The following is a 12,139-nucleotide window of genomic DNA, read 5'->3' as shown; positions in this document are numbered from 1 at the left end:
GTCGCATGTCTCCTGTGCCCACACCCATCACCATCTCCGGCCACGACCTGCGGCAACGGGCCCGGCGCCAGGCCCGGCGCCGGGAGTCCGCGACCGCCTGGTCGTTCATCTCCCCGGCCGTCCTGATCATCCTCGGGCTCAGCATCGTGCCCACGGTCTGGTCGTTCCTGCTGTCCTTCCAGGCCGACGACCTGGTCACGCCCAGCCGCTGGGTGGGACTGGACAACTACTACGCGCTGACCAAGGACCCGCACTTCAGTGAGGCCGTCCGCAACACGCTGGTCTACACGGCGCTGTACGTCCCGCTCAGCATCGTGCTGGGACTGGGGCTCGCGCTGGTGCTGAACCGGCGGATCAGGCTGGTCGGCCTGTACCGCACGCTGTTCGTCGTGCCGTTCGTCATCTCGGCCACCGCCCAGGGGACGCTGTTCTCCTTCATCCTCGACCCGCAGTTCGGGGCGGCGAACGCGGTGCTGCACTGGTTCGGCGTCTCGCCCCAGAAGTTCTTCACCGACCCGGCCCAGGCCCTGCTCGTGCTGGTCGCGATCAGCCTGTGGAGCGGACTCGGGTTCTGCGTGGTGGTGTATCTCGCGGCCCTCCAGGACGTACCGCAGCCGCTGATCGAGGCGGCGCGGCTGGACGGCGCCGGGCGATGGCACCTGCTGCGCCACGTCACCCTGCCCACGCTCACGCCGGTCAGCGTGTTCCTGGTGCTGTGGCAGACCATCAACGCCCTGCAGGTCTTCGACCTGGTGTACGTGACCACCAAGGGCGGCCCGCTCGGCGCCACCACGGTGATCGTCTACTTCATCTGGGAGCAGGCGTTCAAGAACTTCACGGCCGGTTATGGAGCCGCCGCCGCTTATGTCCTGGCCGTGGCCCTGTTCGTGATCGCCGCCGGGTTGCGCGTGGTCCGGGGCCGTGAGCGCAATCGCCTCGAAGGAGCCACCCGATGACGGCGACCGCCACCACCCAGCGTCGGGCCGCGCACGCGGGCGTGAACCGGAAGAGCCGCGCGCGGCTGCCGTTCAGCGCCTGGCACCTGCTCCTGGCACCGCTCGCGCTGATCTTCGCGATCCCGCTGATCTGGCTGGTGCTCAGCTCCGTGATGAGCAACGCGGAGATCAACCGGTTCCCGCCCGCGCTGTGGCCCTCGGGGATCAACCTGGGCGGTTTCCGGTACGTGCTCAACAACGCCCTGTTCCCGCGCTGGTTCCTCAACTCGCTGATCGTCTCCGGTGTCGCGGTCGTGTCCAACCTGGTGTTCGGCTCGCTCGGCGGCTACGCGTTCGCCCGCATGCGGTTCTTCGGCTCCCGCACCCTTCTGGTGCTGATGCTGGCCACGATGGCGATCCCGTTCCAGCTGACGATGATCCCGACGTTCCTGGTCATGAAGAGCCTCGGGCTCATCGACTCGCTGGGCGCGTTGATCGTGCCGTCGCTGGTCACGCCGTTCGCCGTGTTCCTGCTGCGGCAGTTCTTCCTCTCGCTGCCCAGGGAACTGGAGGAGGCCGCCTGGATGGACGGGTGCACGAGGCTGCGGGTGCTGTTCCGCATCGTGCTGCCGCTGTCGCGGCCCGCGCTGAGCACCGTGGCGATCCTGACGTTCCTCACCACCTGGAACGATCTGACCTGGCCGCTGATCGCCATCAGCCACGACACCCAGTACACCCTGCAACTGGGGCTGGCCAACTTCCAGGGCCGGCACCACACCCAGTGGGCGGCGGTCATGGCCGGGAACCTCATCACGGTGCTGCCGGTGCTGCTCGCCTTCATCGGCGCGCAGAAGTCGTTCATCCGGTCCATCACCTCCAGCGGCCTCAAGGGCTGAAACCCCTCGATCTACAGGAAACCGATGTTCGACCTGCTCGTTGCCGGGGACGCCAACCCCGATGTCATCCTCGGCCCACTGGACGCTCCGCTCGCCTTCGAGCAGCGCGAACAGCTCGTCGGCGGCGGTGCGCTCACCCTCGGCGGCTCCGCGGCGATCATGGCCTGCGGAGCCGCGCGTCTGGGATTGCGCGTCGCGTTCGCCGGGCGCGTCGGCGACGACGACGCCGGCCGCTACGTCCGCGCCGCCCTGAACGCCCGCGGGGTCGACACCGCGGCGCTGCGGGTGGACCCGGAGCTGTCCACCCCGCTCACCGTCGTGCTGACCCGCGACGGCGATCGCGCGATCCTGACCGCTCCCGGCACCCTCGCCGCCACCGGTGGCGACGACGTCCCCGAGTCACTGCTCGCCGCCACCAGGCACGTGCACTTCGCCTCCTACTTCCTGATGCCGGGACTCGCCAAGGCGCTGCCCGGCCTGCTGCGCACGGCTCGGGCCCACGGCGCCACCACCTCGCTCGACACCAACGACGACCCCGCCGGACTGTGGGATCCGGACGGGCTGTCGGCCGTACTCGCGGAGCTCGACATCCTGTTGCCCAACGCCCACGAGGCGCGCCACCTCGCGGGTGACGCCGGGGGCTCCCTGGAAGCGGTCGCCGCCGCGCTCGCCGCGCGCGGCCCGCTGGTGGCCGTCAAGAACGGCGCGGACGGCGCCCTCTGCCACGACGGGGACAGGCTCGTCACCACCGGCGGCATCACCGTGACGCCGGTGGACGCCGTGGGCGCGGGCGACAGCTTCGACGCCGGCTTCATCGCCGCGACCCTGAACGGCCTGCTCCCCGACCGCGCCCTGGAGTTCGCCGCCGTCTGCGGCGCCCTGTCCACCCGCGCCCCCGGCGGCACCACGGCCCAGCCCACCTGGGATGAGGCCGTCGCACACGTCACCACCAAGGAAAACACGCCTACATGAGCACTCCGAAGATCGCATTCATCGGCGCGGGAAGCGTCGTCTTCACCCAGGGCCTCCTCGCGGACCTCTTCGCGTTCGCCGAGCTGAAGGACGCGCGCATCGCGCTGCACGACATCGACGCCGAGCGCCTGAGCACCGCGGAGGCCGCCGCCCGGCACATCGCCGCCGAACGCGGCGCCCGCCCGCGGATCACCGCGCACGCCGACCGGCGGGAGGCCCTCACCGGCGCGGACTTCGTCATCAACATCGTCCAGATCGGCATGGGCGAGGCGACCCGCACCGACTTCGAGATCCCCGCCCGGTACGGCCTGCGCCAGACCATCGGCGACACCCTCGGCGTCGGCGGCATCTTCCGCGCCCTGCGCACGTTCCCGCTGCTGAAGGCCCTGGGCGAGGACATCGCCGCGGTCTGCCCCGACGCGTGGCTGCTCAACTACACCAACCCGATGGCGATGAACGTCCAGTACCTCGCCGAGGCCACCGGGCTGACCCGCGTGGTGGGGCTGTGCCACTCGGTCTACTGGACGATGCGCGACCTGTCCGACCTGGTGCGCGTGCCGTTCGAGGAGGTGACCTACCGGGCCGCGGGCGTCAACCACCAGGCGTGGGTGCTCCGGTTCGAGCACGACGGCGACGACCTGTACCCCCGCCTCGACGCGCTGATCGCCGCCGACGAGCAGCTGCGCCGCCGCGTCCGCGTCGACATGTACCGGCGGCTGGGCTACTACCCGACCGAGACCAGCGAGCACTCCTCCGAGTACGTGCCCTGGTACCTGGGCCACGACAGCGAGATCGAGCGGCTGCGCCTGCCCATCGGCGCCTACCTGGACATCGTCGACGAGAACGTGGCCAGCTACGAGAAGACCCGCGACGCCCTGGCCACCGGCGCCCCGCTGCCGGTCGAGGGGACCATGGAGTACGCCCCGCAGATCATCCACAGCATCACCACGGGCACGCCCCGCACCATCTACGGGAACGTGCCCAACCACGGCCTGATCCAGAACCTCCCCGCTCGCGGCGTGGTCGAGGTGCCCTGCCTGGTCGACGCGATGGGCGTGCAGCCCACCCGTGTCGGCGAGCTGCCCCCGCAGCTGGCCGCGCTCAACCGCGCCTACCTCAGCATGAACGACCTGGTCGTCCGGGCCGCGCTGGAGGACGACCCACGCCACATCCGGCACGCCGCCATGATGGACCCGGCGACCGCCGGGGCCCTGCCCGTCGAGCGGATCTGGCAGCTGTGCGACGACATGGTCACGGCCCACGCCGACCGCCTGCAGCCCGCCCTCCGCGCCCTCCTCGGATAGGGCCTGCGACCCTGGGGTAAAGGCGCCGGGAAGGGTGGGCCGCATGGCTAAGAAGCTGAGCCGCAAGGTGTACGAGAAGGAGCTCTTCCGCCTGCAGGGAGAGCTGGTGAAGCTGCAGGAGTGGGTGCGGACCGAGGGCCGGCGGGTGGTGGTGATCTTCGAGGGCCGCGACGCCGCCGGGAAGGGCAGCACGATCAAGCGGGTGTCGGAATATCTCAACCCGCGCGTGGCCAGGATCGCCGCGCTGCCGGCGCCCACCGAGCGGGAACGCAGCCAGTGGTACTTCCAGCGCTACATCCAGCACCTGCCCGCCGCCGGACAGATCGTGCTCTTCGATCGGAGCTGGTACAACCGGGCCGGGGTCGAGCGGGTGATGGGCTTCTGCACGCAGGAGGAGTACACCCGGTTCCTCCACCAGTGCCCGATCTTCGAGCGGCTGCTGGTGGAGGACGGGATCCTGTTGCGCAAATACTGGTTCTCGGTGAGCGACGACGAGCAGGAGCGGCGCTTCCACGCCCGGCTCGATGATCCGATGCGGCAGTGGAAGCTGTCGGAGATGGACCTGGAGTCGATCACGCGGTGGGAGGAGTACTCCCGGGCCAAGGACGAGATGCTCATCCACACCCACATCCCCGAGGCGCCCTGGTATGACGTGGAGAGCGAGGACAAGCGGCGGGCCAGGATCAACATGATCTCCCACCTGCTGTCGAGCATCCCCTACCAGGAGGTCCACCGGACTCGGCTGAAGGTCCCGACCCGGCCTCCCGGGACCGGATACCGCAGGCCGCCCAGGTTGGAGACGCACGTGCCCGACGCGGCGGCGGAGCTCGCCGGGCAGTGATCCGGCAGCCGGGACGACCGCCTCTAAGCAGGGGGGACCTTAGGCCCTGACCGCCGCCTCCGGCCGGTGATGAGCTGGTCTCTGGAGGTGGAGTCATGAGCACTCGTACGGAAACGCGGGAGCAGGCCGTCAAGTCGGCCCTGGAGGCCGCCCGCTGGGCACCGTCCGTGCACAACACCCAGCCCTGGTCCTTCGCCGTCTCCGGCGAGGAGATCAGCCTGCGGGCCGACGTCGACAGGAAGCTGCGCGTCAGCGACACGGCGGGCCGGCAGCTGCTGATCAGCTGTGGCGCGGCGCTGTTCACCATGCGTACGGCGCTGGCCTGCGAGGGGTACCAGCCCGTGGTCCGGGTCCTGCCCGATCCCGACCGCCCGTCGCTGCTGGCCACGGTGCGGCTCGGCGCCACGATCGAGGCCGACGAGCACACCCGGCTGCTCAGGGGCGAGATCGAGCGCCGCCGTACGCACCGCGCGGGCTTCACCAACCTGCCCGTTCCCGAGCAGTTGGTCGAGCAACTGGTCAGAGAGGCGTCGATGGAGCAGGCCAGGCTCACGCCGGTCAGGTCCCCGGACGCCGTGCGGGTCGTCGCCGCGCTCACCCAGGCGGCACAGGGCGTACAGGCCCAGGACCGGCTGTTCAGCCTGGAGGTGATCCGCTGGGCCCGCCCGCCGGGCAGCAGGCGCACCGACGGCGTGCCCGCCGAGGGCTACCCGCGCGAGGCGGTACGGACCGACCCGGACTTCCCGCAGCGCGACTACGCCTGGCGGCACGACTGGGGCACCGAGGGCGACCAGGGCGCGTCGAGCACGACCGGCGTCGTCGCCCTGCTCACCACGCCCGGTGACACCCGGGAGGAGTGGCTCGTCACCGGCCAGGCGCTGCAGCGCGTCCTGCTGCACGCCGCCGCCCACGGCGTCAGCGCAGCCTTCCACACCCAGGCGCTGGAGATGCCGCACCTGCGGGAGTTCCTGCGCGAGTCGCTCTGCTCCGGCGAACAGCCTCAGATGATCATGCGGCTCGGCATCACCTTCGACGGGACCGCCGCGATCCGCCGGCCCCTGTACGAAGTGGCCGACTGATCGATCGGGGGATGTGTGCTCCGCTGCTGGGGTGGGAAACTGCCCTTATGACGGACATAGGGTCGCACCCGCTGATGCCGGGTATGCGACTGGACGAACTGCTGGCAGAGTTGCAGGTCCGGCTGAACGCCGTGCTGTCCACCCGCGACCGGGTGCACGCGTTGCTGGAGGCCGTCGTGTCCGTCGGCAGCGACCTGGACCTGGAGACGGTGCTGCGCCGGATCGTGGAGACCGCCACCAATCTGGTGGACGCGAGCTACGGGGCGCTGGGCGTGGTCGGGGAGGAGAGCACGCTCGTCCAGTTCATCCCGGTCGGGCTGACCGAGGAGGAGATCGCCCGCATCGAGCACTGGCCGCACGGGCTGGGCCTGCTCGGGCTGCTGATCAAGGACGCCCGGCCGCTGCGGCTGGTGCGGATCTCCGATCATCCCGAGTCCTACGGGTTCCCGCCGGGTCATCCGCCGATGGGGAGTTTCCTGGGTGTCCCGATCCGGGTGCGTGACGCGGTCTTCGGCAACCTCTACCTGACCGAGAAGCGCGGCGGGGCGGAGTTCGACGAGGAGGACGAGGCCATCGTCATCGCGCTGGCCGCCGCCGCCGGCGTCGCCGTGGAGAACGCCCGCCTGTACGAGGAGACCCGGCGGCGCGAGACCTGGCTCCAGGCCTCCTCGGAGGTCACCACCAGCCTGCTGTCCGGCGCGGACCCGGGTGAGGTGCTCACCATGATGGCCCAGCGGGCCAGGGCGATGACCGGAGCCGACCTGGTCAAGGTGCTGCTGCCGCTCAACGGCGTCCTGACGGCGGAGATCGTGGACGGCGAGCTGGCCGACGAGGTCACCGGCATCACCTTCGACCTCGGCACCAGCGCGGCCGGCGAGGTGTTCACCCATGGCGAGCCGCTCAGCCAGGACGACCTGCTGGACGCCGATTCGCCGCTGCGCCCCCTCGGGTTCGGTCCCGAGCTGCTGCTGCCGCTGGGCGCGGGCCAGGCCATACGCGGCGTGCTGGCCCTGGCCAAGCGCTCAGGGCGGCTGCCGTTCACCGCGGCCGACCTGCGGATGCTGGAGTCGTTCGCCGGCCAGGCCGCGATCGCGCTGGAACTGGCCGAGGCCCGTAAGGACGCCGAACGCCTCAACCTGCTGGAAGACCGCGACCGGATCGCCAAGGACCTGCACGACGTGGTCATCCAGCGGTTGTTCGCCACCGCGATGACGCTGATGAGCACGGTCAAGCTGGTGGACCGCCCGGAGGCGGCCGGCCGCGTCCAGCACGCCATCGACGAGCTCGACGAGACCATCCGCCAGATCCGCTCGACCATCTTCGCGCTGCAGAGCCCGCGCGAGAACACCGAGCCGAGCCTGCGCGCGCAGATCGTCGGCCTGGTCGAAGCCGCCCGCGGTCATCTGGGGTTCATGCCGGGGCTGCGGATGGAGGGCCCGCTCGACAACCAGGTGCCGGACGCGGTGGCCGAGCACCTGCTCGCCGTGCTGCGCGAAGCGCTGTCCAACGTGGTACGTCACGCCAAGGCGTCCAAGGCCGACGTGGCGGTGGAGGTCGCGGACGGCCACCTCAGGCTCATCGTTCAGGACAACGGCATCGGCCTGCCCGCCGACGGCCGGCGCAGCGGGCTGCGCAATCTCGAAGACCGCGCCACCTGTCTGGGCGGGACCCTGGAGATCACCTCTGCGGAGCCCAGCGGGGCCCGGCTGTGCTGGCGGGTCCCTCTGTGATCCGGCGACCCGAGATCCGCTCCGCGCCCACCACGATGTAGTGGTCCCTGCTCCCCGGCGCCCAGGCCAGGAGCGGCAGCGCGGCCAGCCGGGCCAGCTCGGCGGGTTCACGGACGGCCCGCGCGTGTCCCACGGTCGTCACCGACCACCCCGTGCGCGACTCCGGATCGAACTCGTCGGCCTCGAACGCCACCACGGCCTGCCGGGTGGCGGCGGCCAGCTTCGACCCGATCGCGGTACGGATGACGATGCTCTCGCCGTCGAGGCAGAAGTTGACCGGCTGCACGGCGGGCAGCGCGCGGTCGGTGAAGACGATCCGCCCGATCACGGCCGACGCCAGCAGGTGGAAGCACTCCTCACGGGAGAGCACCACCAGACCGGACGAGTCCAATTGCATGCTGTTTAGGGTCTCTTACCGGATCTGCTCATATTAGGGGCGAAAGTCCCATCATTGGCGGTGAGCGGCCGGATGTGGCCAAGATCCGAAAGCGTCTTGAAGCTGCGGATCCCGGTGATCGATCATCGGGAGCAGTATCGCTCCCTCGATCGGGAAGGGTCTTCATGATTCGCCGCGCACTGCTGGCCGTACTCCTCGCCCTCGGCTCCTTCGCCACCATCACGACCGTCACAAGTGCTCCCGCTTTCGCCCGGGCCTGCGCGCTCGGATACACCTGCGTCACCACGTACTACACCGACGAGACCCGCACCACGGTGGCGGGAGTCAGGCGCGTGGGCTGTGAAGGGGAGACCCTTCCCGGCTGGGGCGTCAAAACCATCTTCTACGACTTCCTGGAGACCCCCTGCTGATCGAGGCACCGCGGCGGGGCGGCTTCAGAAGGTGAAGCCGCCCGGCCGTCCGTTGCGGTCGGCCAGCAGGCCGGCCAGGGTGGCGATGGCGATCTCCGGTGGCGTGCGCGAGCCGATGTTGAGCCCGATCGGCCGGTGCACCCGGGCGATGTCCTCCGCCCGCGCGCCGAGTTCGGCCAGCGCCTGGAGATACGGCGCCGGATGGCGCGGGCTGCCCATCACCCCTATCCACCGGCACTTGTACCCGAGCAGCTCGTGCAGCACGGCGGCGAGCTCCGGGCGGTGGTGGTCGGTGAGCACGATGTCGGCGGTGCCGTCCAGGTCCGCCGGGGGCGCGGTGACGACCTCGAACCCCGCCGGGGCCGTGCTCCGACGCGGGTCTGGCTCGAAGAGGATCCCGCGGAATCCCAGGTCGGCGCCGTAGCGCAGCAGGTAGTCGGCGACAGGCGAGGCGAACACGGCGACGAGCGTGCGATCACCGTCTCCGGTCGCCGCCTCGCCATGGGCGACGTCACAGAGCGCGTCCGCGTCATGCGAATGGGCGTCATGCGTATGGGCCATACCGCCAGTCTTACCCGCGATCGGGCCTCAGGTGACGGGGACGATCTCCGACGACACCAGCCGGCCCTCCTCGATCACCAGCAGCCCGATCGTTCCGTGCGGTTGGCGGCGGCGGTCGGTGGGGGAGCCCGGGTTGAAGATCCGCAGCCCGTCCTCGTGATGGTCGAGCGGGATGTGCGAGTGGCCGAACACCACGAGGTCGGCGTCCGGGAAGAGCCGCCGCAGCCGGTCCCAGCGCCCCTTGGCCGGCCCGCTGTCATGGATCATCGCCACCCGGAGCCCCGCGAGCTCCAGCTCCAGCGTCTCGGGCGCGTCCACGTCCGGCCCGTCGTTGTTCCCCTTGACCGCGTGAACCGGTGCGTACGCCGCCAGCTCGGCGAGCACCGCACCGACGCAGACATCGCCCGCGTGCAGGATGACGTCGGCTCCCCGCAGGTGGGCGGCCACCCGGTCCGGGCACGACTTCCAGTGCCGCGGGGCATGGGTGTCGGACAGCACCGCCGCTCTCACACCCGTGCCTCCCACCGCACCTCGCCGGACTGCCACTGGTCGGTGGGGTGCAGCCCGGCGGAGGCCGCGACGGCGGCCGAGGCGGTGTGATCGGGGTGGATGTGCGCGACGATCGTGTCGATCTCCTGGTCCGCGATCCAGCCGACCAGCGCCTTGGCTGCCTCGCCGGCCAGGCCGCGGCCCTGCCAGGGAGTGCCGACCACCCAGGCGACCTCGGCGCTGCGCTCGTCGATCGTGGCCTGTACGTACCCCACCAGACTGTCGTCCTCGCGCAGCCGGATCACCCAGTTGCGCCAGCCGGGCGGACCGGCGACCAGGCGCTCGTAGCGGGCGCGCAGCTCGTACGCGGTCATGGGGGTGCCGCCGATGAAGGTGTGCAGGGCGGGATCGGAGAGTGCGACGGCCATCTCGTCCGCGTGCTCGACCCGCAGGGGGAGCAGGACGAGCCGAGGGGCCTCGATGATGTCCACGTGGCCCACGATATCGAGGTCGCCGGCCGGGCCTACCTGGCGGCTCGCTGGGGGAGCAGCGCCTCGGCCAGCTCCCGCCATCGCGGCATGGCCGATCGGCCCGGCTCGATGCCGAGCACCTGGATGCCGACGTGGTCGGCGCCGGCCTCGAGGTGGTCGTGCAGCTTGCCGACGATCGTGTCGAGGTCGCCCCAGAACACCAGGTCGTCGACGAGCCGGTCGCTGCCCCGCCCGCCGTCGATGTCGGCTTCGGTGTAGCCCAGGCGGAGGAACTTGGCGATGTTGTACTTCGTCGTGAGGTACACGTGCAGATGCTCGCGGGCGATCTCACGCGCCTTGCCCGGGTCGGTCTCGAAGAGCACCGCGTGCTCGACGCCGAGGAACGGGCCGGCGCCCAGCACCTCCCGCGCCTGCGCCGTGTGCTCCACCGTCACGTGGTAGGTATGAGCGCCTTCGGACCGGTCGCGGGCCAGCTCGAGCATCTTCGGTCCGTACGCGGCCAGCAGGCGTCTCATCGGTGCCCGCGGCGGGGGGTTGGCGCTCGTCGCCGCGTCCATCTCGTCCAGGTAGTCGTTCATCGCCTGAAGCGGCTTGGCCCCGGGGCGCCCGCCCCCGAAGCCGAGACCGAGCAGGTGGCGATCGGGGTAGGCGTCGGCCAGCAGCAGCGCCGCGCCCTGGGTCCACCGTGGCTCGCGGGACCAGATCCGCGCGATGCCGTTGATGACGGTGATGCGCTCGGTGCTGGACAGCAGGAACCCGGCGTGCGTCATCGCCTCGCGTCCGTCCCGCTCCGGGATCCAGAACGCCGGCCAGCCGAGCTCTTCGAGCTCCTGGATGGACTCTCGCATCATGCTCGCCGGCTGGTCCTCGAAGTCGAACGTCCAGACCCCGAACCGCCCCACATCCATGCCGTCGATCGTGCCCATGGCTCCTCCTCGCCGAATCGGTCGGATCGTCGAATCGAAGTATCGCAGAAAGTCGATATGACAACAAATGTGGGGTTCGCACGGAGTCTCGGGTAACGAGCGTTAAAGCGAGCGGCCGAGCGCGTCGACGAGCTGGGCGATGCGTTCCTCGTCGCGCCGGTAGTGCGTCCACTTGCCCACGCGAGTGGCGCGGACCAGCCCGGCACGCTGCAGCGAGGCCATGTAGGCGGAGACGGTCGACTGCGCGAGCCCGGTCTTGGCCTGAATGTGGCTCACGCACACACCGACCTCATGTTGGTCCGCGATCGCCTGGTCCGGCGGGAAGTGGAGGTCGGGATCGCGCAGCCACTGGAGCACCTGGAGGCGCACGGGATTGGCGAGCGCCTTGAACACGTCAAGCAGCTGCGCGGAGGCGTCCAGTGAGGATGTGGTGTGTGTAGTCATGGGTCGTCCAGATGAGTATAGGTTCATCCCGGCGGCCGCCAGGGCTGGGGCGGATGAAAGGATCGGAGCCTTGACGCCGGATGCCGCCGACGGCCCGGCGCGGAGAGGTACGTGAGATGGCTCCGAGGATCGCGACCGCCAGCCGTGTCGAACTGCCCGAACTGTTGGACTTCCTCCGTCCCAGGCATCACGGCCTGCTGTCGACCACTCGCGCCGACGGGCGGCCCCAGCTCTCGCCGGTCTCCTGCGGGGTCGACGAGGGCGGCCGGATCGTGGTGTCCACCTATCCCGACCGGGCCAAGACGCGCAACGCCCGCCGCGACGAGCGGGCGTCGATCTGCGTGCTCTCCGACGACTGGGACGGCCCGTACGTCCAGGTCGACGGCCGTGCCGAGGTGCTGGACATGCCCGAGGCGCTCGACGCACTCGTGGAGTACTACCGGTGCATCTCGGGCGAGCATCCCGATTGGGATGAGTATCGCGAGGCCATGCGGCGGCAGGGGAAGTCCCTCATCCGCCTGCACATCGACCGCTGGAGCCCGATCGCGACCGGCGGATTCCCCGCCCGGCTGGCGCAGTAGCGGCGCGCCCGATTCGCGGGTGATTCGCGGCTGAATGGCGTAAAACCCGCCTGACCTGGGGCTTGTTCTTCGCGACGCTTGAT

At 70.3% G+C, this 12,139-nt stretch carries 15 protein-coding genes; 9 read left to right on the top strand and 6 right to left on the bottom strand.

The features are described 5' to 3' along the window. The first annotated feature begins 5 nt into the window (after window positions 1-5). The 7 genes from KME78_RS04110 (at window position 6) to KME78_RS04080 (ending at window position 7,757) form a co-directional block, all read left to right on the top strand. Window positions 6-956 carry a carbohydrate ABC transporter permease gene (locus KME78_RS04110; RefSeq protein WP_219527391.1) on the top strand — a complete coding sequence of 317 codons (951 nt, stop codon included), beginning with the start codon at window positions 6-8 and terminating at the stop codon, window positions 954-956. Further along, window positions 953-1,831 (top strand): carbohydrate ABC transporter permease, encoded by an 879-nt coding sequence (locus KME78_RS04105; RefSeq protein WP_219527390.1) that lies wholly within the window; start codon window positions 953-955, stop codon window positions 1,829-1,831. The genes KME78_RS04110 and KME78_RS04105 overlap by 4 nt, the downstream gene beginning before the upstream one ends. Window positions 1,832-1,855: 24 nt before the next feature. Continuing rightward, the gene (locus tag KME78_RS04100; RefSeq protein WP_219527389.1) at window positions 1,856-2,803 is read left to right on the top strand and encodes a carbohydrate kinase family protein; all 948 of its coding nucleotides are present in this window, start codon (window positions 1,856-1,858) and stop codon (window positions 2,801-2,803) included. Beyond that, window positions 2,800-4,107, top strand: coding sequence for an alpha-glucosidase/alpha-galactosidase (locus tag KME78_RS04095; RefSeq protein WP_219527388.1), 1,308 nt, complete (start codon window positions 2,800-2,802; stop codon window positions 4,105-4,107). Before KME78_RS04100 ends, KME78_RS04095 begins: the two co-directional genes overlap by 4 nt. 43 nt (window positions 4,108-4,150) lie before the next feature. After that, a complete protein-coding gene (gene ppk2 / locus KME78_RS04090) occupies window positions 4,151-4,948 on the top strand; it encodes a polyphosphate kinase 2 (protein WP_219527387.1) in 798 nt (265 codons plus the stop codon). Between the two features lie 95 nt (window positions 4,949-5,043). After that, window positions 5,044-6,027 carry an Acg family FMN-binding oxidoreductase gene (locus KME78_RS04085; protein WP_219527386.1) on the top strand — a complete coding sequence of 328 codons (984 nt, stop codon included), beginning with the start codon at window positions 5,044-5,046 and terminating at the stop codon, window positions 6,025-6,027. Between the two features lie 47 nt (window positions 6,028-6,074). After that, a complete protein-coding gene (locus KME78_RS04080; RefSeq protein WP_219527385.1) occupies window positions 6,075-7,757 on the top strand; it encodes a sensor histidine kinase in 1,683 nt (560 codons plus the stop codon). Here KME78_RS04080 and KME78_RS04075 read toward each other — a convergent pair. Continuing rightward, the gene (locus KME78_RS04075) at window positions 7,705-8,154 is read right to left on the bottom strand and encodes a pyridoxamine 5'-phosphate oxidase family protein (protein ID WP_219527384.1); all 450 of its coding nucleotides are present in this window, start codon (window positions 8,152-8,154) and stop codon (window positions 7,705-7,707) included. The two genes, KME78_RS04080 and KME78_RS04075, sit on opposite strands and share 53 nt — an antisense overlap. Before the next feature lie 164 nt (window positions 8,155-8,318). On the opposite strand from KME78_RS04075, the gene KME78_RS04070 reads away from it, so the two are divergent. Then, window positions 8,319-8,564: a DUF6289 family protein gene (locus tag KME78_RS04070; protein WP_219527383.1), complete on the top strand. Its 246-nt coding sequence runs from the start codon at window positions 8,319-8,321 to the stop codon at window positions 8,562-8,564. Window positions 8,565-8,588: 24 nt separating this feature from the next. Here the strand turns inward: KME78_RS04070 and KME78_RS04065 are convergent, their stop codons facing one another. From KME78_RS04065 to KME78_RS04045, 5 genes are all read right to left on the bottom strand, one after another. After that, entirely contained in the window at window positions 8,589-9,125 is a 537-nt protein-coding gene (locus KME78_RS04065) for an XdhC family protein (RefSeq protein ID WP_219527382.1), read from the bottom strand. 27 nt (window positions 9,126-9,152) lie between these two features. Further along, entirely contained in the window at window positions 9,153-9,635 is a 483-nt protein-coding gene (locus KME78_RS04060; RefSeq protein ID WP_219527381.1) for a metallophosphoesterase family protein, read from the bottom strand. Beyond that, window positions 9,632-10,105: a GNAT family N-acetyltransferase gene (locus KME78_RS04055; protein WP_308126802.1), complete on the bottom strand. Its 474-nt coding sequence runs from the start codon at window positions 10,103-10,105 to the stop codon at window positions 9,632-9,634. Before KME78_RS04055 ends, KME78_RS04060 begins: the two co-directional genes overlap by 4 nt. Before the next feature lie 32 nt (window positions 10,106-10,137). Then, a complete protein-coding gene (locus KME78_RS04050) occupies window positions 10,138-11,031 on the bottom strand; it encodes a TIGR03620 family F420-dependent LLM class oxidoreductase (protein ID WP_219527379.1) in 894 nt (297 codons plus the stop codon). A gap of 102 nt (window positions 11,032-11,133) precedes the next feature. Next, a complete protein-coding gene (locus KME78_RS04045; RefSeq protein WP_219527378.1) occupies window positions 11,134-11,475 on the bottom strand; it encodes an ArsR/SmtB family transcription factor in 342 nt (113 codons plus the stop codon). 116 nt (window positions 11,476-11,591) lie between these two features. Here KME78_RS04045 and KME78_RS04040 point away from each other — a divergent pair, with 116 nt between their 5' ends. After that, window positions 11,592-12,056, top strand: a complete 465-nt coding sequence (locus KME78_RS04040; RefSeq protein WP_219527377.1) for a PPOX class F420-dependent oxidoreductase — start codon at window positions 11,592-11,594, stop codon at window positions 12,054-12,056. The last annotated feature ends 83 nt before the right edge of the window (window positions 12,057-12,139 follow it).

It is taken from the genome of Nonomuraea guangzhouensis (assembly GCF_019396345.1).
Classification (GTDB): Bacteria; Actinomycetota; Actinomycetes; order Streptosporangiales; family Streptosporangiaceae; genus Nonomuraea; species Nonomuraea guangzhouensis.
Note: the sequence above shows the minus strand (reverse complement) of the source record. Positions and strands in the feature narration are given on the sequence as shown.